Annotated in this window: 16 protein-coding genes; 1 reads left to right on the plus strand and 15 read right to left on the minus strand. The window is 63.8% G+C overall.

Annotation, left to right across the window (positions count from 1 at the left end):
• Nucleotides 1-28: 28 nt before the first annotated feature.
• From P0D70_RS18560 to P0D70_RS18630, 15 genes are all read right to left on the minus strand, one after another.
• A complete protein-coding gene (locus P0D70_RS18560) occupies nt 29-1,366 on the minus strand; it encodes an LLM class flavin-dependent oxidoreductase (RefSeq protein WP_408185571.1) in 1,338 nt (445 codons plus the stop codon).
• 357 nt (nt 1,367-1,723) lie between these two features.
• Complete coding sequence (locus P0D70_RS18565; RefSeq protein ID WP_091800499.1) at nt 1,724-2,260, minus strand: hemerythrin domain-containing protein; 537 nt, start codon at nt 2,258-2,260, stop codon at nt 1,724-1,726.
• A gap of 45 nt (nt 2,261-2,305) precedes the next feature.
• Entirely contained in the window at nt 2,306-2,989 is a 684-nt protein-coding gene (locus P0D70_RS18570; RefSeq protein WP_408185572.1) for a hypothetical protein, read from the minus strand.
• The gene (locus tag P0D70_RS18575; RefSeq protein ID WP_091794024.1) at nt 2,986-4,392 is read right to left on the minus strand and encodes a selenium-binding protein SBP56-related protein; all 1,407 of its coding nucleotides are present in this window, start codon (nt 4,390-4,392) and stop codon (nt 2,986-2,988) included. The genes P0D70_RS18570 and P0D70_RS18575 overlap by 4 nt, the downstream gene beginning before the upstream one ends.
• A gap of 302 nt (nt 4,393-4,694) precedes the next feature.
• Nucleotides 4,695-5,573, minus strand: coding sequence for an ABC transporter permease (locus tag P0D70_RS18580; RefSeq protein WP_408185573.1), 879 nt, complete (start codon nt 5,571-5,573; stop codon nt 4,695-4,697).
• Complete coding sequence (locus P0D70_RS18585; protein WP_408185574.1) at nt 5,570-6,400, minus strand: ABC transporter ATP-binding protein; 831 nt, start codon at nt 6,398-6,400, stop codon at nt 5,570-5,572. Before P0D70_RS18585 ends, P0D70_RS18580 begins: the two co-directional genes overlap by 4 nt.
• Nucleotides 6,401-6,470: 70 nt before the next feature.
• A complete protein-coding gene (locus P0D70_RS18590; protein ID WP_091794017.1) occupies nt 6,471-7,523 on the minus strand; it encodes an ABC transporter substrate-binding protein in 1,053 nt (350 codons plus the stop codon).
• A 49-nt stretch (nt 7,524-7,572) separates the two neighbouring features.
• Complete coding sequence (locus P0D70_RS18595) at nt 7,573-8,481, minus strand: TauD/TfdA dioxygenase family protein (protein WP_408185575.1); 909 nt, start codon at nt 8,479-8,481, stop codon at nt 7,573-7,575.
• Nucleotides 8,482-8,720: 239 nt separating this feature from the next.
• A complete protein-coding gene (locus P0D70_RS18600; RefSeq protein ID WP_408185576.1) occupies nt 8,721-12,089 on the minus strand; it encodes an enterotoxin A family protein in 3,369 nt (1,122 codons plus the stop codon).
• Nucleotides 12,090-12,372: 283 nt separating this feature from the next.
• Nucleotides 12,373-12,894 (minus strand): c-type cytochrome, encoded by a 522-nt coding sequence (locus tag P0D70_RS18605; protein ID WP_408185622.1) that lies wholly within the window; start codon nt 12,892-12,894, stop codon nt 12,373-12,375.
• Between the two features lie 58 nt (nt 12,895-12,952).
• Nucleotides 12,953-14,230 carry a sulfite dehydrogenase gene (gene soxC / locus P0D70_RS18610; protein WP_408185623.1) on the minus strand — a complete coding sequence of 426 codons (1,278 nt, stop codon included), beginning with the start codon at nt 14,228-14,230 and terminating at the stop codon, nt 12,953-12,955.
• Nucleotides 14,231-14,242: 12 nt separating this feature from the next.
• Nucleotides 14,243-15,280: an ABC transporter substrate-binding protein gene (locus tag P0D70_RS18615; protein WP_408185577.1), complete on the minus strand. Its 1,038-nt coding sequence runs from the start codon at nt 15,278-15,280 to the stop codon at nt 14,243-14,245.
• Nucleotides 15,281-15,321: 41 nt separating this feature from the next.
• On the minus strand, nt 15,322-16,152 hold the full coding sequence (locus tag P0D70_RS18620) for an ABC transporter ATP-binding protein (protein WP_408185578.1): 831 nt from the start codon (nt 16,150-16,152) through the stop codon (nt 15,322-15,324).
• Nucleotides 16,146-17,207: an ABC transporter permease gene (locus tag P0D70_RS18625; RefSeq protein WP_408185579.1), complete on the minus strand. Its 1,062-nt coding sequence runs from the start codon at nt 17,205-17,207 to the stop codon at nt 16,146-16,148. Before P0D70_RS18625 ends, P0D70_RS18620 begins: the two co-directional genes overlap by 7 nt.
• 57 nt (nt 17,208-17,264) lie before the next feature.
• Nucleotides 17,265-18,746 (minus strand): MFS transporter, encoded by a 1,482-nt coding sequence (locus P0D70_RS18630; protein ID WP_408185580.1) that lies wholly within the window; start codon nt 18,744-18,746, stop codon nt 17,265-17,267.
• A 296-nt stretch (nt 18,747-19,042) separates the two neighbouring features.
• Between P0D70_RS18630 and P0D70_RS18635 the strand changes: the two genes are divergently transcribed.
• Complete coding sequence (locus tag P0D70_RS18635; protein ID WP_408185581.1) at nt 19,043-20,110, plus strand: ABC transporter substrate-binding protein; 1,068 nt, start codon at nt 19,043-19,045, stop codon at nt 20,108-20,110.
• Nucleotides 20,111-20,139: the final 29 nt, after the last annotated feature.

Raw genomic sequence — 20,139 nt, forward strand, 5'->3', positions numbered from 1 at the left:
CAAGCCGCCGGCGCCGTCGCGCCAGCCGCTATCCGACGCGATGCGCCGGGCGTCGCAAGCCAAGATTCTCGCGCAGTGTGCGGCCTTCGTAGTCCTCGCGGAACAGGCCGCGTCGCCGCAGTTCGGGCAGCACCAGTTCGACGAAATCGGTCAAACCGGTGGGCAGCAATGGCGGCATCACGTTGAAGCCGTCGGCGCCGTAGTTCAGGAAGCGCTCTTCGAGTTGATCGACGATCTGCGCCGGGGTGCCGACGAGTTGCCAATGGCCACGCGCGCCCGCCACGCGCAAATAGAGTTGACGTATCGTCAGATTCTCGCGGCGAGCGAGTTCGATGGTCAGCGCTTGCCGGCTCTTGCTGGCATTCGTCTCGGGCAGCTCCGGGATCGGACCGTCGAGCGGATACTCAGACAGATCGAAGCCGCCGGTGAGTCCGGACACGAGCGCGAGCCCCACCTTCGGGTCGACGAGCGACTGCAACTGCTCGAACTTCTGTTTCGCTTCGTCTTCGGTGCGGCCGACAATCGGGAACACGCCGGGCATGATCTTCAGGTCGTCGGGATGACGGCCATAGGTCTGCATGCGGCCCTTCACATCGGCGTAAAAATCTACAGCGTCCTGCAACGTCTGCTGCGCCGTGAAAATCACTTCGGCGGTTTTTGCGGCCAGATCGCGACCCGCTTCGGACGACCCTGCCTGCACGACGACCGGATGCCCTTGAGGCGAACGGGCGACATTGAGCGGCCCCTTGACCTGGAAGAAACGTCCCTTGTGATCCAGCACATGCCGCTTGGCCGGGTCGAAGAAGCGGCCTTCGGCCTTGTTGCGAACAAAGGCGTCATCCTCCCAGCTATCCCACAGCCCCGCGGTGACTTCGGCGAACTCGGCGGCACGCGCGTAGCGCTCGGCATGATCGAAATGTTTGTCGCGATTGAAGTTCTTCGCCTCGTGCTCGCTCGACGAAGTCACCAGATTCCAGCCCGCACGCCCTCCGCTGATGTGATCGAGCGACGCGAACTTGCGGGCAATGTGATACGGCTCGTTGAAACTCGTCGAGGCCGTGCCGACCAGGCCGATGCGTTCGGTCACGGCCGCCAGCGCAGAGAGCAAGGTGATCGGTTCGAACTGCGCCACGTAGCTATGCGCCGTGCGGCTAAGAAAGTCGACGTTGTCACCGCGTGTTCCCACGCCGTCGGCGAGAAAGACCAGATCGAATTTGGCGGCCTCCGCAGCCTTGGCGAGCTGGACGTAATGACGGAAATCAACGCCGGCATCGGCTCGAGCGTCGGGGTGCCGCCACGCCGCAATGTGATGTCCGGAGGGGTAAAGGAAGGCGCCGAGGCGCAGGTGCCCGCTACGTCTGCTCATGGAAGTCCGCGAATCGAGAATGGATAGGGAGGCGCTGCGCCTGCCGGCCGTAAGTTGAGCGCGCGCTGCTTCGCGTGTGTCCGTCGAAAGGACAACGCGGCATTCTGCCGGCGCTGGCAGGCGAAGGCATGCCAACCGGTTGCATTCTCGATGTGTTCGCCGCATTGCGCCACGAACAAATCGGCAGATCCATATTCGTCAGCGAACTAACGGAAACGCTTGTGGACGTGTAGCGTACGGAACCTCGAGCGCACCCGCGAAAAAATAGGTCACGCACCGCGTTGCGCTAGCAGCGCAGCCTACGCCACGTGTTCCTGCGTCTGCTGCGCTGCGTGATATGCCCTCAACTCATCAGACTCAAAGCGCGGCAGTCTTGTCACCCACCGCTTTACTGCCGACCGCATCCAGCTTGCTCTGCAATTCGGCTTTGCGTTTTGCCATCTTCTCGCCCAGCGAGCGGAGATTGCAATTCGACTTGCGCAGTTCCGGAAACAGCTCCTGTTCCTCTTCCTCCACATGATGCCCCACCATCTCACTCATCACTTTGAAGGTCGCATCGAAGCCCTTGTCGCCCGCCTTCAGCGTTTCGAACTTCGCAATCAGGGTTTTGACGAGAAAGTGTTCGATGTATGCCTCTTCCACGTCGATCTTGTCACTGGCGGGCAGCGCGGCCTGCGCGGCGGGATAAAGCAGTTCCTCTTCGAGCATCGTGTGGATGGACAACTCTTCGCAGGCACGCTGCGCAAGGGTGGCCTTCGCGTCCAGATCGTCGTCCGCGGTTTTTTTGAACGCCGTGAACAGTTTTTCGACTGCCCGGTGATCAGCCTCCAGAAGCTCGATGGCATCATGCGGCACTGCTTCTGTCGCCGCCTTGTCCTGTTTCGTCGATTGCATCTTGCGCTCCTCGTTCATGGGTAAGAACGATTCGTGGCGCAAGCGTCATGCCTGACGACTAAAGACCTCAGCGGCATTCATGGCCAGGGAGAGCACGCCGACCAGCACCAGACTCACCGCCCAGACGATGTCCAGATTGAACCAGCTGCGCGACACGAACTTGAGCCCCAGATAGCGGTAAACCAGCCACGCCAGCAGCCCGCCGACCACCATCATCGCGCCGGCATGCACACCCGCGACCAGCAGCGCCATGCCCAGGTTGGCCTCGATCAGTGTCTGCGCAGCCCGGTGGCCTTGATCGTCGTAGGCGTGGCAAAGTCCGAGGTAGATCGGCACGAGCATCAGCCCGGCGCCGTGCGCCATGGCAATCGCGAAGGACCAGAGCGTGAGGCGCGATGGGGGAATTCGCACGAGCACGCGCGGATGGCGTCGCCAGACCAGCAGAAATCCGCCGAAGCCGATAACGAGCACACTGGCGCCGATCTGGATCTGGCGCTGCCAGGCAAGCAGCGTCGTCAGCATGGCGAACGGCAGCATCACCAGCAACACCGCCAGCATGTGCCCCGCCGCGAGATACAGGAGCGCGCGGAACAGCGCCCGCACGCGTTTTTCCATCAGACCGCCCGACACCGCGAGCGGCCAACCCATCGCGGGATTGATGCCGTGATAGAGACCGCTCGCGAGAATCGCCAGCCAAAGGCCGGTCTGCGACCAGCCTGCGCCGATCAAACGCCCACCGACGGGTAACAGAACGAATCGGTCGAGCAGTCCCCTCCTTCGAGCCGGATCTGATGCGCCCGGTAGCCATCGGGAAAGTCCACCCAATAGTCGTCGGCCAAAGTAAGGCCGCCCGTGGGCGCCGCCCGCGCCATGACCTGTGCGCCGGGCACGCCGTCCGGGTAAAACTGGTTGTCCCAGGTCGAATAGAGCGAGTTGGTCCAGTAGACACGCTTGCCGTCGCGGCTGATCTCGACCATTTGCGGTCCACCCGCGAAGGTCTTGCCGTTCGGATGAGGCGTGCGCCGCACAATCCCGCCAATGTGAACCGAACCCGTGAGCTTCGGCTTGCGCGGTTCCGTCACGTCGTACTGGCGCAGCTCGCCCGTTCCCCAGCAGGCCACGTAGAGGAATTTGTCGTCGATGGAAAGATCGATATCGGTGACGAGCGGCGGCACCGCGCCGAATCCCTGCAGCAAGGGTGGCAGCAGTTCCGTGGCTGCGGGCTCGGGTGGAATGGTCGCGGTCTTTTCAATGTGAAACTCGCCACCCTCCCGCCACCAGGTCCAGATCGACCCTTCCAGATTCGTCGTATCGACCACGACGCCGATAAAGCCGTATTCCCGGCTCGGATCGTGCGCGGGACGCACTTCGAGCGCCATCTGATGATTTGCGCCGAGGTCGATGGTCTGCACGTTGCGCCTGCCGCTCAGATCCCAGAAGTGGATGCGGTGCCCGTACTTGTTCGACAGCAGGTCTTCGGGGACGATGCCGTTCTCGAATTGCGGCGGCAACGCCCATTCGCTCGATACCATATAGTCGCGCGGCAGGTTCCACCAGAAATCGTAGTGTTTCTCCTGCAACCCGCGGTCGATCTCCCAGCGGCCGAGCACCTCGAACGTTTCGCAGTCCATGATGAAAATGCCCGGCGGCCCGTCGGTGCCATCTTTGCCTGCGCCGCCGAGGGTGCTGATGTAGATGCCTTCGGGCCCGCAATGGACGGTATGCGGACGCGAATAGCCCGTCTTGCGGAAGATTTCTTCCGGCTCGATGATCTTATGAATGCGCGCCTGGGTTGGATGCGGATGCGTGTCGACAATGTAGATGCGCGAAGAGCGCATACCCGGAATGATCAGGTAGCGCCGTTCGAGGAACGCGTGTCCGGTTAGCGGCGACAGTGCCGACGAACAGGCATTCCAGCCGAAGTGATGGAATTCGTCGCCCTTATACGGCACCGGCACCGTGTGCACCACCTGGCTATAGGTCGGCGAACCGGGTTTCACGTCGATGACGGCAAGCGCGTCGGGCTGCGAAAAATCGGGGCTGAGCAGGACGGTGTAGGCGTATTCCTCAACCGGCGCATCCATCGCGAGTTGTGGTGATGCATGGAATGTGGGATCCGGACGCATACCCATGGCGGAAGTCTCCTTGTCTGTCTGGTTCGGGGCCGAGGCGCCCGGCGTCCGCCTGCTTTGGCGAGTCCGCGCGACTCGTTACGAAACATCGTTATCAATGAGATGCGCGGCCCGATGGCAGGCCGTGGCATAGCTTTAGATTTGTAGTCCACGGCGGCAGCGAGAGCAACCGGAAGTTTCGCCCATTTTTGTGCACTGCGCCGTTGCCGTACCGAAGGGTCCTTCCGCCCTATTCTGGTCGCCAAAGCCAAATAGTTCTACAGGATCATCGCACGGGCGTTAGTGTGGCCCTCGGTATGCCGTTAGTGCTGCACGCCCCAGCGCCGAACGGTCACGCGTTCGAGCGTGTCGAACACCAGGTGTTCGATCAGCAAGCCGATCACGATCACCGCGGCGAGTCCCGCGAAAACGCGGTCCGTGTACAGCTCGTTGCGATTCTGGAAGATGTACCAGCCAAGGCCGCCACTGCCGGAACTCGCGCCGAACACGAGTTCGGCCGCGATCAGCGTCCGCCACGCAAAGGCCCAACCCACCCGCAAGCCCGCCAGAATCGCCGGCAATGCCGCCGGCACCAGAATCAGCAGCACATGGCGCATGCCGGTGAGCCCGTAGTTGCGCCCCGTCATGCGCAGCGTCGCCGGCACGGATTGAAAACCGGAATAGGTGTTCAGCGCCAGCGGCCAAAGTACCGAATGAACCAGCACGAACAGCAGGCTGCCGGTGCCGAGGCCAAACCACAGCAACGCGAGCGGCAACAGCGCAATGGAAGGCAACGGGTTGAACATTGCCGTCAGCATCGACAGGAGATCGCGGCCCAAACGCGTGGATACGGCAAGCGAGGTCAGCACGAAAGCGAGCGCGGCGCCCAGCAGATAGCCGCGTAGCAGCACCGACATCGACACGGCCGTTTTTTGCAGCAGTTCGCCGGACCACACGCCCTGCACGAATGCGCTGAAAGTCGCGCCGAAAGTAGGCAAGAGCAGATCGTTGTCGATCGCGCGCGCGGCGATTTCCCAGATGCCGATCAACACCAGCGCGATCAGCGTCTTGCGCAGCCAGCTTTGCGCGAAGATGCGCTTACCGAGCGGCAGCCGCGCTTCGAGAACGAGTTCGCCGAGCGGTTCGAGCGGACGCTCGTATTCCTCGCGAACCGGCGGTAGCAAGGTGGCGGGAGAACTCATTGCACGGCCTCCGTCTCTTCAAACAGCAGGTGATGAATACGCGCCACGCTGCGCTGGAAATCGCTGCGTCCAAAACTGTCCTGAGAATACTGATGACTGTTGAGCTCCGCGCGTACTCGCCCCGGATGCGGCGACAGCAACAGAATGCGGTTGCCGACTACGAGCGCCTCTTCGATGGAATGCGTGACGAACAGCAGCGTAAAGTTCACCTCCTCCCACAGACGCAATAGCTCTTCCTGCATCTTGCGGCGCGTGAGCGCGTCGAGCGCGGCGAAAGGCTCGTCCATCAGCAGCACGCGCGGCTGCATGGCCAGCGCGCGGGCAATGGCGACGCGCTGTTTCATGCCGCCCGACAAGGTATGCGGATACGCGTTGGCAAAGGAAGCCAGCCCGACCTTCTCCAGATAATGCAGCGCGCGCTCGTGGGCCTCTGCCCGCGAAAGCTTCTTCGCGACACGCAGCGGAAAGGCGACGTTCTGCACAACCGTCTTCCACGGCGGCAGTTGATCGAACTCCTGAAACACCACGATACGATCGGCGCCGGGGCCTCGCACGATCTGGCCATCGAGCGAGATACTGCCGGAGGTCGGTTCGATAAAGCCGGCGACGGCTTTGAGCAGGGTCGACTTGCCGCAGCCCGACGGCCCCAGCAGCACGAAGCGGTCGCCGCCGTAGACGTCGAAACTCACGTCGTGGGTCGCGCGAACGATCCGCTCGCGTGTGCGGTATTCGAGGTTGACGCGGTCGACCGCGAGCAGTTTTTCGCTGGTCGCCGCAGCGACCTGCTCACCATGGTTCGGAAACAGCAAGGTAGGATTGGCCACCATCAGATCGCTCCCTGTAAGCCGACCACGCGGGCCGATAGAAATCGGGCGAAGCTCGGGTAGGTGTTCACGCTCAGCTTCCCGCCGCGGTTGCCGGGTCGTCGAAGAAGTAATCCTTCCACGACTGCGGGTTGTTCTTGATCACGCCCACGCGATGCATGAATTGCGCGAGTCCGAGCGTGTTTTGCGGTGCGACCTTGTATTGCACCTGCGGATCCTTGATAACCTTCAGCAACAGCGCGCGGTCGATCTTCGACTGATTCGTGCGGATATAGATATCGGCTGCGGCATCCGGATTAGCCGTCACGAAACGTGCCGCGTCCGCCAGTGCGTCGACGAATGCGCGATAGGTCTTGGGGTTGTTGTCGCGGAATTTTTCCGTTGCGTAGAGCACGGTCGCCGAACTCGGTCCGCCCAGCACGTCGTATGAATTCAGCACGATGTGCGCCTTCGGATTACCGGCGAGTTCCTGCTCCTGAAACGGAGGATTACCGAAGTGACCGGTGATTTCGGTGCCGCCGGCGATGATCGCGGCGGCCGCGTCGGGATGCGGCAGCGCCTGCGTGAACTTGTCGAGGCGGTTGTAATCCTTGTCGCCCCAGCGTTTGGCCGCCGCATATTGCAACACGCGCGATTGCACCGACACGTTCACGGCGGGCACCGCGATGCGATCCTTTTCGGTGAAGTCGGCGATCGTCTTGACGTTGGGATTGTTGCTCACGAGGTAGTACGGCAGATTGCCGAGCGAGGCCACGCCTTTCACGTTCTGCTTGCCGTGCGTGCGGTCCCAGATGGTCAGCAAGGGACCGACACCGGCACCGGCGATATCCACCGCGCCGGAGAGCAGTGCGTCGTTGACCGCTGCGCCGCCGGAGAGCTTCACCCAGTCGACCTTGATATCGATCCCCTGCTTACGCCCTTCTTTCTCGACGAACTGCTGGTCACGCGCCACGTTCAGCAGCAGGTAGACGATGCCGAACTGCTCAGCCACGCGAATCTGCCCTTCGGCGTGCGCGGGCACGCTCGCGCCGAGACCGGCCACGCCCGTCGACAAGGTCAGCAGCGCCGCGGTCAGACGGCGAGCAAAAGACGACCGCGCGGCGGTCGGGCGAAACATGGCGAGCATCGGAACTCCGGTGAGCGTATGAGAGTGGTGAAAACGGGCCACGTTGCCGTCAGAACGGCACGTCGCCTTCAATTGTCGTGCGGTACAGTTTGCGGCGCAGATGATCCGGCGTGCCGGCCGCGAGGTGCATCAACGAGCGGTTGTCCCAGAACACCATGTCGTGTTCGGCCCACTGATGCCGGTACAGATGCTCGGGGCGCACGCTATGCGCGAACAGTTCGTCGAGCAACGACTTGCTCTCGTCTTCCGGCAGGCCAATCACGCGGGTGGTGAAATGCTCGCTGACAAAGAGCGCCCTGCGTCCGGTTTCCGGATGCGTGCGCACGACCGGATGCACCACCGGCTTCACCTGGGCGATCTGCTCGGCGGAGAGGTTCGGGCGCCACGGGCTGCGCTTTTGCAGCTCGGCGTATTTCGCGAGATACGTGTGTTCCGCCGAACGCCCTTCCACGGCGGCGCGCAAATGCGTCGGCAACGTGTCCCACGCCAGATGCATGTTGGCGAACAACGTGTCGCCGCCTTCCGAAGGCAGCTCCTGCGCGTGCAGCAGTGAACCGAGGCTCGGCTTCTCCTTATAGGACAGATCGGAATGCCAATAATGGCCGGCGTCGCCCAGACCGATCGGCTGGCCGTTTTCGACAATGTTGGAGACGACCAGCACCTCCGGATGGCCCGGTAACTGGAACTGGTGCAGCACGTGGATCTGCAGCGGACCGAAGCGGCGGCTGAAAGCAATCTGCTGATCCGGCGTAATGCGTTGATCGCGGAACACCAGCACGTGATGATCCAGATGCGCGTGGTGAATGCGGTCGAAATCCTCCTGACCCAGCGGCTTGCCGAGATCGAGGCCGAGCACTTCGGCGCCGACGGGGCCGTCGAACGCGCGGATCTCGATGTGCTGAGTCGGGTGAACATGGCCAGCAATGCTGGCGGCGGTAGGTGCAAAGGCGGTCGTCACAGGACACTCGTCGTCGAATCGGGTCGGAAGACGCCCGCGAGGGCGCAGTCAGACGAATTTACCGGCGCACGCGCGCGCCGGCAACGAAGCAAATCCGATACGGATATCTGCTGGAGTGATAAAGCCGATGCTTTAACGCATTCCGGCCGTGAAGCGACCACCGGCACCGCATGCGGTCGCCCGTCCCCGCGCACGTGCGCGGGCGTTCGGCACGGCCGGCCCGCACGTTTCACGCAGCTTCAGTCCTGCCCGTGCGCGGTATAACGAGGCTTGAGCACCCGTTGCAGTTGCCGGTTTCTGTCCTCGTCCGCCTTGATCCTGTCCCACGTGAGATCGGGAACCCGGTAGTCGGACGCGAGTGCGCCGACGGGCTGCCAGCGCCATTTGCGCGTCGCCCGGTCGATGGCCGCGCGCCAGACGGGTGTGCTGTCGAGCTTGCGCACCTCGAGCTGATTGGGCCCACTGGCGAGCGCATAGTAGCCGTCCCTGAAGAGCCACGCGACATTGCCCCGCGCGAGCCATTTCGCCGCCTTGCCAACCTGTTTCGCCGTCCATTTGTCGACATTGTCGAGAAAGTTATTCCGGGCGTCGATGCCTGGCAATTGCGTGACGAATCGCGTCGTACCGGGAGGCAAGGCCGAGTCGGGATTCCTCGCGAATTCGTACAGGCGGAACCGGTCGCCCGCGGTGCTTTTCCAGAAGGTGTGCAAGCTGGTGGGCGGCGGCACGACCACTTTCCCGTCAAAGCCCGTCAAACTCCATTCGGAGCGGCTACCCAACGATCCTTGCGAGACATATGGATAGTAGGAGTACTTGCCGACGCTGAGAAACTTGCGATCTTCCGCGTGAATGAGATGCTTGCCATCGTATTCAAACACGCCGTTGCGGTTCGTTCGAGCCGACGGCACAGCGCCCGCGTAGAGGTAGCCGTCGCTGCCGACACGAAGCACCCGCTTGTTGTCGTTCGCGAGATGAAAGCGTCCGTCTTCGCCCATGACGAACTGGCTTGTGTTCCCCGGCACGTCGACTCTGCCTGAATAATCGAAACAGACTTCGCCGTTGGCGCCGACATAGAGCTTGGTCTGCCATCTGGCGTCTCCGTGGCCCCACATCGTCATCGGGCCGCGATAATCGAGCCTCCTGGCTTGCCGGTCTACGAGGTGCGCCACTTGCGACCTCGCACGATCGTAAAACTCGGCTTGCGTGCGATTCGGATCCTGTTCGGGTTGCGGCACCGCGGGCTTGCCGGCGTATGAGATGCGGGACACGAACGGGCTATGACTCCTGTCGTTCCACGCGGGACTGGTGAGCGGAAAGCGCGCCAGTTGCGGTTGGGCGCCGGCCGTTTGCGTCTGGTCATAGACATCCCAGCGGTAATCCGGATTGGCGACGAACGGCTGCAATCTGCCGTCCTGCACGTGCTGCCAACCTACGATCTGCGTGTAGTCGATCCGTCCCATCGCCGCCTGTTCGTGAGTTTGCGGGTCGCGGGAGCCGGCGCCGAGACTTCCGTTGACATCCACCATGTTCGGCGTCGGCGCTACACGGTAGATGTAGCCGTTGTTCGACTGCGCCGCCAGGCGCTCCAACGCCGTGCCGCCACGCTCGAAGGTGCCGAGATAACCGGCCGAGTCGACGGCGGACGGATTCGAACTCACGTCGAAATTGTGCATGTCGAGACTCACGTCTTTTAGCGGCGCGCTCTCGATGCTGAAACCGCCTTGCGCCTTCAACGCTTCGGGCGTTACGGTCGACGGCCGGAATAGCACATTCTGTGTTGAGTTGTCCGACGTATCGGTAGACCGCTTCCTGAACTCGGCCCGAGGTACGCCGAGCCGTTCCATGTCAGGCTCGGGTGGTAAAGCGATGGGCGGCACGGCGACGTGGTGTGCCTCCGCGATATCGCCCAATGTGATGTCGTTGATGGGCGACTCTGGCGCCACGGCAAATTCGGCCTGGCTGACGCCTTGCACCGGTTGGCTCCGGTTCAGGTTGGCGAACCACGCCGTCGTCGCGTAGTCGTGGCGGCCAGGCGCGTACTCCTGCTCGTACCGGCTCCTGATGGCGGCCGACATAGCGTCGAAATTTCGATAGCTGTACACGCCGACGGCCGGATCGTAGATCTGGTAGGCATCGTTCCGATAGTCCGCGGACGGTTTGACCCTCTGCACGACGACCGGCGCCTCCCCGGGCGGCACGCCTCCCTGTGCACCGGCGACGCGGGCGCTGCGGTCGGCCGAAGCGTTCAGACGGATCTCAACGAAGTCGTTGTCATAGCCTCGCAAGCTGTTGTCGCGAACATAGCGGCTGCCGAAGTTTCGTTTGAGATCGTCGACCAACTCGGCGGCGCTTCGAATCGTGCTTCGGCCGTCGTGCCTGATGTGGTCCGGCACATTCGCGACCGTCGAATACTGGTTGGCATCCTGCAGGTTGTGAATTTCTTCGATCGTCGCGTGTCGCGACAGTGGGTTGCCAAGCCGATCCCTGAGATCGGCCGTCGCGCTCGCCAGATCAGCAGCACGGCCATGGGAAATATTCATGAGCGCGTCGACAGCCATGCCGGCACCGGAATAGGCCATCGCGCGCGGTGTTTCCGCGGCGACCGAAAGCACGTCCTGCGACAGCCCGTTCGCGCCGGCCGCGGTGCGCGCATACAGGCCCTCGCGAGACTGCGCAGGCGGAGGTTCGGAAAGCACCGGCGGCGGTGGCGGCGTACCGGACGGACGCCCGCGCGGCTGGGGTGCGGTAAAGATCTGGATACTGTTGGGCGTGAGATGAAAATCCGCTTCGTTATACGCGGATTCCAGATATCCCACGAGGGCATGCTCCATGTCGCCCCGGTTCCGGTAAACGAACGCGCCGTTGTTCGGATCGAACAGGACATAACGGTCGTCGGCTTGCCTCGCAATCAGCATGGCATGGCCGCCCCGAAGCGCATTGTCACCGCTGGATAGCCGGTCGAGCCGCACATGCGCCATGTCGCCCGCGTGCATCTCGTCATGGATGCGTGTCATGAGGTTGGCGATGCGCTCCGTGCGATCTTCCGTGTCGCCGAGCCGATCGACACCACCTTCCGCGTACCGGCTCACCCCGAGCGAGCGGGTGTCGTATTGAAACCGCTCGATCCGGTCGAACATCTCCTCGCGGGTCACGGAGTTGCGACCCGCGTCGGCCAGGATCCGCTTCACGGCGGAGGGCACGTCCGGAGTTTTCCCGTCCGCGTTCCGGTCGACGCGGCGTATTGCCTCCATGACGATGCCATCGCAGGCACCATGCCCCGTGTTGCCTCGCTTTCGATCGAGATCGGCCTGGTCGAACTTCTGGTAGGACGCGGCCGTCTCTTTCAGCGCTTCGCCGCCACGGCACTCGCGAAACTCCGACGCGGCGGCGCACTTGCCGAGTGCCCCGCCGCGTCGAACGCGGGAGAGCGTCGAGTTGGATGTCGAGGCGGGTGCCGCGTTCGTGCCACCGTTTCCAGATGGACTGGCGACTCGCGCAGGCGAAACAGCCTGCGATGGTGTTCCCGTATCGTTACGTTGCGAAGGCTGGCTCGGCTGATCGCGCGATTCCACGGGATAGGACGACGCGTTAGTGCGACTGATTTCCATACGGCTCTCCCACGAGAAGGGACACGGTTGACGTGGCGCCGAAATCAGGACCAGCTCTTCGCTTGACCAGCGGATGATGGCTCTCGGCGGCACAGGGTCAGTGTGGGTGAGCATGCTTCGTGTCGGGCGCTGAATAACTGCTACACCAACGCTCGGCATAGCCGTGCCGGGTCATCGCACGCGCAATGGTGCGCGGGGGCCGATCGGACGATCGGCCCCGCAGCAGACGTTACACAGAGTTAAGCGGAGGCGCTGATGTCCCGCGGGCGCCCGCAGGCCGGGACTACAACCGCCCCGGACGCGGATCTGCCACGAATCCGTCGCGATTGGGCATCACCACGCGCGGCAGCGACGCCGCGTCGAGGCGCGTATTCGCCGGCACGATGCCGTTCTGGTTGAGCAGGAAGGCGCTCACCGCATACACCTCGTTAGCGGAAAGCGATTCGGGCGCGTTGTACGGCATCGCGCGGCGGATGTAGTCGAAGAGCGTCGTCGCATAAGGCCAGTAGCTGCCCACGGTGCGCCTGGGCTTTGCGCTCGCGAGCGTGCCCTGGCCGCCCACCAGCGCGTCGCCGAGACCGCCCTGGCCCTGCGCGCCATGACACGCCGCGCACTTCGCGGCGAACACGTGCGCGCCCGTCGCGACGTCGCCGCTGCCCGCGGGCAAGCCGCGTCCATCCGGCGCGACGTCGATGTTCCAGGCGGCGAGATCCTGCTCGGTGAGCGGCGTGCCGATCTCGTGAGCCGCGCCGGTGTGCTGTGCGACCCGCGCGACCGGCGCGCTCGATGCGCAGGACGCCAGCATCGCCAGAGACAGCAGCGTGGCCAGCGCCGTGCGCGCCGGCGTAATCTTGCGATGGCCGTCATGCATTGCGCACCTCGCCGCTTTCGTCCACGCGCCATTGCTGGATCGCGTTGTAGTGGTATTGCGAATTCAGGCCGCGCGCCGCGACGAGTTCAGCGCGCGTCGGTTGCACGTAGCCGGTCGAATCGGTGGCGCGCGAGAGAATGGCAGCCGCGCCGCCGTCCCAACGCCAGTCCGCCTCAAAGCGGGTCAGCGCGCGGTCGTGGATCGCACCGACGAGGCGCGCGGCGCGCCACGTTGCGCCGCCGTCCGTCGATACCTCGACCTTGCGGATCGCGCCGCGTCCCGACCAGGCAAGACCGCTGATCGGGTAATAGCCGTGCGTGGTGAGGCGATGTCCCGGCGAAGGCCGCGTAATCACAGACTTCGCGTCCATCTCGAAGGCGAACTGGCGCGCGGTGCCGTTCACGAGCAGGCTCGTATATTTCGAGGTTTCCTCGCGGGTTTGCAGCGGCGCGTCGACCACCTTCAGGCGGCGCAGCCACTTCACGTTGGTATTGCCCTCGAAGCCGGGCACGATCAGCCGCAGCGGATAACCATTCTCCGGGCGCAAGCGTTCGCCGTTTTGGGCATAGACCACGAGCGCCCGGTCGAGGATGCGATCGAGCGGCAAACTGCGCGTCATCGCGGCGGCATCGGCGCCCTCCGCGAGCAACCAGCCACCCCCGGTTGCGCGACCGGACACGGATAAACCGCCCACCTCTTCCAGCAAAGTAGACAGGCGCACACCGGTCCATTCACAGCACGAGAGCAGACCATGCGTGAGTTGCACCGGCATGCCGCTCGGACCGTTCCATTCGTTGCCGGTATTGCCGGAGCATTCGAGAAAATGAATGCGCGATTCGGACGGCAGGCGCAGCAGGTCGTCCATCGTGAAGAGTTTCGGCGTGCGCACGAGCCCGTGTATCGCCAGCCGGTGCTGATCGGGATCGATGTCCGGTACGCCGCCGTGATGGCGTTCATAGACGAGGCCGTTGGGCGTGAGCGTGCCGTGCAGATCGGCGAGCGGCGTCATCGACGAAGCCGCGCCGGGCAGCGGCCACGCACGCGCGCTACGCCGCACGACATCTGCTTCGTGCGGCGACGGCACACCATAAGGATGGTCGAGGATAGGCGCACCGGGCACGCGGCTCGACGGCGCGACCTCGAGCGGCTTGAGCAGTTCGCTCGCGGCCGCGGCTTGGGACACGGCGAGACCGCCGGCCGCCAGACGGCCAAGCAACCGACGGCGGCCGCGCGACGGCGGCGAGTCCGGCACAGGGAGACGTAACGGCATCATGCCCCGCCGCTAAGCCAGCACATTCGAGAACACCCGGTCCGCGAGGCGATTCGAATCGGTGCCGCTGTTGAGCACGCCGACCGCTTTCAGGTCGTCGGCATAAAGCGAGATTTCTTTCCTGAACGCATCGCCGACCGGATGATGACGATCGGTGTGGCTCTTGAGCATCGCGCTCAGTTGACCCACGTTCGCGGATGGCGTGTAGACCGAGAAGATCGCGGCGGCATCGTCCGGATGATTCGCGGTCCACTCGGTGGCCTCCAGCAGCGCCTGGGTCAACGCCTGCGCGGTCGCGCGATCCTTGCGCACCAGCGAACCGCGCACGCCGAGCACGCAGCACGAACGCGTCTGGTATTCGCCGCACAGATTGTTCGACACTTCATAAAGGTGATCGGACTCGCGGATCGACCAGATGGTCGGGTCGCCATCCGCGATAGCCTGCACTTCGCCCTTTTTCAACGCCTCGCCCAGCAGATTCGCCGGATACTGGCGCCAGTTCACGTCACGCTCCGGATCCACGCCGATTTTCTTCAACACGATGGCGAAGAAATTCTTGGTCGGACTCGCCATATCGCTGACGCCGATCGTGCGGCCCTTCAGCCCGCCCAAATCGACAATGCCCGACGCCCGCGTGGCCAGCAAACGCATGCAGCCGCCGTGAATCCCGGCGGTCAGTTTCACGTCGAAGCCCTGCTCCAGCGGCTTGATCCAGCGCAACGCCATGCCGACGCCCGCGTCGGACTTGCCGGTCGCGATCGCCTCCAGCAACTGATCGGTCGAGCCGGAAAAATTCACCAGCTCGACCTGCAAGCCGCGACGCTCGAAAAAGCCCTGCTTCACCGCGACGGCGACGGGCGCGGTGCAGATCGCGCCCGCATTCCACGAGAGCTTGAGCGGCTTGAGCGGAGCCTGCGGCGTTTGCGCGAAGGTCAGCGGGCCAGGCATCAGCACCGCACCGCCTAACGCCGCGGCGCCCGCGCTCCACGCCGTCTTGCGCAGCCATGCGCGGCGAGCCGGGTTTGGCGGAGCTTCATCGAAGGGATTCATGGTGAGTATTCCTCAGGTCGATTGTTGTTTGTTCTATTCGTTCAGGTATCCAGACCGAGCTGGGCAAGCACCTCGCGGCGCAACGCGACCAGTTTCGGGTCGTCGCGATGGCGCGGATACGGCGCGTCGTTGCGCACCTCGGCGATCACCCGCGCCGGCCGCTCGCTAAAGACGATCACCCGGTTCGCCAGCAACAGCGCTTCTTCCACGTCGTGCGTGACCAGCAGCACGGAGAAGCGCGCGTCCTGCCAGAGGCGCGCGAGTTCGTTCTGCATGCGGATGCGCGTCAGCGAATCGAGCTTGCCGAACGGCTCGTCCAGTACCAGCAGCGCCGGATCGTTGACGAGCGCGCGGGCCAGCGCCACACGCTGCGCCATGCCGCCCGACAACTGATGCGGAAACGCCTCGGCGAATTCAGCCAGGCCGACCAGCTCCAGCGCGGCATCGATGCGTTGCCGCACCCGCGCGTCCTGCGAACCGCGGCGCCGGGCAAAGCCTCTGCGCTGCGCCTGCGGACCGACGCCGACGTTGCCGCGCACCGTGCGCCACGGGTACAAGGTCGGATCCTGGAACACCACTACACGCGACGGATCGGGCCCGGTGATCGCAGCGCCATCTGCCTGCACGCTGCCCTGGGTCGGCGCATCGAGCCCGGCGACCAGTCGCAGCAAGGTGGACTTGCCGCAACCGCTCGGTCCGAGCAGCGCGACGAACTCGCCCGGTTCGACGGCGAAACTCACGTCCTGCAATACCGGCAACGCGGCGCCGCGCAGCGCGAATCGATGGCTGACGTGACGCACGTCGATGCGCGCGCCGTAACGAACCGGCGCCGCGGCGGCCGGCTGATTCAATACCTCGGGTACGGCTACCATTTGAGCAATCCTTTTTGCCAGGCCAGCAAGCGGTCGCGCACGCGGAACAGCAGCGTGATCAGACCGGAGCACATCAGCGCCATCACCAGCAACGCGGCATACATATTCGAGTACGCCGCCCAGCCCTGCGCCCATTGCAGATACCAGCCGAGCCCCGCTTTCACGCCCATCATCTCCGCGACGATCAGCACCGAAAACGATGCACCGAGCCCCATGAACAGCCCGACGAACACCGACGGCAACGCGGCCGGAATCGCGACGCGCAGGATCAGGAACGCGGGCCTCGCGCCGAGCGTGCGGGCAATGTCGTAGTACGCTGAGTTCACGCCGGCCACGCCCGACCACGTCAGCACGGCGACCGGAAACGCCGTCGCCAGCGCGATCAGAAACACGCTTGCGCTGAAGCTCGACGGAAAGAAGAAGAACGCCAGCGGCAGCCACGCAGTGGCCGGCAACGGGCCGATCAGCCGCAGAACGGGATGCACCCAGTAACTCACGGCCTGCGACCAGCCGATACTCACGCCGATCGTGAAACCCGCAACCGCGCCGAGAAGATAACCGTAGGCAAGCAGGCCGAACGAATGCACGACGCTCGTGCCGAGCCGCGGATAGTCTTCGGCATAGACGCCGATCAACGCTTGCGGCGGTGCGAAGAACGGCCGCGGCAACCATTCGAGCTGTGCCGTGACGGCTTCCCAGGCACTGACGCCGAGCGCCAGCGCGAGCAGCCACGGCATCGCGGCGAGCCATGCACCGATACGCGTGGAGGTTGCCGCCTTGCGCCCGGACGGAGCGCGCCATCCCGCGAGCGCCGTCGCAGCCGCGAATGCCGCGAGCACCAGCTTGAGCGCAATGAAGGTGTTCGTGTACGGCCAGTCGTCGAGACTCGGCCACCACTGGGTCAGCGCCGCGCTGGCCAGCCACGCGAGCGCGGCAAGCCATGCAATCAGCACGCCGCGAGGGAGCGCGCGCCCGTTTGCGAGGCCCCTGGCGTCGCCGGACTCCGCGTCGATATCAGGCCCTCGCGTCGCAATCGAATCGAACTGGGTGGACATAAGCGTTCCAGCCTCCTGCCTTGTTGAGTTAGCGCGAGCGCATACTGAAAATCGTCTTCACGCGGGGTCTGGCTGCGCGTAATCCTCGCCGTCGATGTCATAGCCTGACGGCTCCCACCGAATCACCAGCAGCACGAGCAGCGAAGTCAGCGGCGCAATCGCGATCAGCCAGAACACCTTGGTGCCGAACGCGGCGGCCAGCACGGGGAACAGAAACAGCGACACGGTCGAGGCGCTGCGCACCAGCGTCTGGTTGAAGCCGACACCGATGCCGCGCAAGGACGTCGGATAGCTGAGCGACGCATACGTCATCGAATGCGAGCCCGGTCCGAAACCCTGTCCGAACAGGTAGCCGCCGAGCAGCAGGATCGCCACCACGACGAGCGCGCCGCTGCCCGGCTTGCCGATCAGGGCGAGCCCGATGAGCGAGGCGAACTGCAGCGAGTGGCCGAGCACCGTCATTTTCCAGGCGCCGACCGTCGGCGCCGTGCGCACGCCGATCAGGCCGCCCACGAACGCAAACGCCAGATTCAGGCACAGCGCCGCGACGATCGTGGTGAGCGGGCCCTGGTGAAAGAAGCTCGTGATGATCACCGGCAAGCCGAAGATGATTGCGTTGTAGCCAAACGAGGAAGCACTGCCGATCACCGCGGCGAGAATCGTGCGGCGCCGGTAAGTGTCGTTGAAGAGCACGCCGTAGTTGCGCCACGATGCGGCGCGCGGCTTGTTCACCGGCGCGGCGCCGGCTTCGACCACGGCGTCCACGCCATACGAGCGCTTGAGAATCCGCGCCGCCTCTTCCAGATTGCCCTGATTCGCGGCCCACACCGGCGATTCGCTGATATAGCGGCTGCGCACCAGAATGATCACAATCGCGGGCACCGCGCCGAAGGCCAGCGTCAGACGCCACAGCCAGCCGAGCTGATGCTCCGGCAGAATCGCGTAAAGCCCGAGAATCAGCAGATAGCAGGTGCTCGTGGCCGCATACCAGGCGGGGCACCACGCCGCGACGCTGGCCGCCTTGTTGCCCTTGCCCGCCACGCGTGAGAACTCCGCGAGAAAGGCCATCGCCACCGGTAAATCGAGGCCGACGCCAAAACCCATCAAAAACCGCGCGCCGCCGAGCACCCATGCATTCGGCGCGAGACCCGCGGCAATCGCCGCGACCACGAAGAACAGCATGTCGGCCATGAACACACGATAACGGCCGATGCGGTCAGTCAGATAGCCGCCGAACAGCGCACCGAGAATCGCGCCGAACGTAATGGCCGATGAAACGAAGCCCACCTGCACCGGCGACAACGAGAACTGGCGCGCAATGTCCTTGATCCCGTATGCGAGCGAGGTCAGGTCGTAAGCATCGAGAAAGACGCCGCCGAGCGCGATCGCAATCACGATGCGTGCATTGCTGCCCTTGGCAGCGCCGGCATTGACGATACGCGAGACGTCTTGCGCGCTACGAATGACAGTGGGCCGCGCGGCGCTATCGGCGCTTGCCTGCGAGTCGGCGGCGGCGGGTGGGAAAGCAACAGTGGACATGATCCGGACTTCGCATGAGTGGCTGAAGCGTTGCATGGTAGCCATGCGATCGATGCCGGCAAAACGACGAATTTAACTATGCAAATCGGGAAATCCGCGCTTGCTTCAATGCACCACTTTGAAGCCACGCGCAGCCGGCACGGTTCGCACTTCTGCAGATTTTCTTATCTGCAATGATTGGTTGGATTCGAGCGCACGCGAATCTAACGTGTAGTTCCGACTGTGCGCCGACCTGAGCTTTCACACCCGTTCGCACCCGTTCGCACCCGCTTCCTTCTCTCGATTGGTATTTGCGCATGCGCTATTTCCGTTTGCTGAAGACTTTCGTCGCGGTGGCGACACTCTCGCTTGCCGCGGCTCACGCCTACGCCGACAAACCGGCTGTGATCCGCATCGGTGTCGCGCAACAAGGCACCGGCGACCCGCCCTCTTTTGGCGGCTCGCCGGCGGCGACCGTGCAATTGCAGCAGTCGCTCGAAAAGGAATTCGCCGCCGACGGCATCAAGGTCGAATGGCTGTTCTTCAAGGGCGCGGGCCCGGCGGTCAACGAAGCGATCGCCGACAAGTCGCTCGACTTTGCCTTTCAGGGCGATCTGCCCGCCGTGCTTGCCCGCGCCAATGGCCTGAAAACGCACCTGCTGCTCGCCTCGGGCGTACGCACGGGCATCAAGGTCGCCGTGCCCGCGGATTCGGATGTGCACTCGCTCAAGGACCTCAAAGGCCGGCGCGTGTCGATCTTTCGCGGCACCAATCTGCAACTCGTCGCCGACAACGCGCTCGCCGCCAATCAGTTGAGCGAACGCGATCTGCGCGTGATCAATCTCGATACCGCGAGTTCGCTCGCGGCGCTGGCGTCCAAGGGTATCGACGCGTCCGTCAACGATTACCACGTGTACAAGCTGCGTGACCAGGGACTCGCGAAGGTCGTCTACGAATCGCAGAACGACGGTCCGCAGTTCACGCGTCAGTCTCATCTGCTGGTGCTCGACGACTTCGATCACGCGCATCCGGATGTCGTGCAGCGCGTCGTCAATGTGTTCGTGAAAGGCGCGCAATGGTCCTCCGACGAAGCCAACCGCGATGCGCTCTTCAAACTCTGGGCCAAGAGCGGCGTGCCTTATTCGTCATGGCAGGCCGAGTTCGCGAATCAAAGCCTGAAGGATCGCAATTCGCCGCTGATCGATCCGTTCATCGTGGCGCGCTACAAAGCCGTGGCCGACGACGCGTTGAAACTCAAGCTGATTCGTCAGCCGGTCGAAGTGGACGGCTGGTTCGAAACGAAGTATCTCGACAACGCGCTGCGCACGCAAAAACTCGACCACTACTGGACGCGTTACGACGCCGCGGGCAAACCGCTCGGCTAACGCTCAGCCACCTCACCGGAGCGATCACG

It is taken from the genome of Paraburkholderia sp. RL17-381-BIF-C (assembly GCF_046026435.1).
GTDB lineage: Bacteria > Pseudomonadota > Gammaproteobacteria > Burkholderiales > Burkholderiaceae > Paraburkholderia.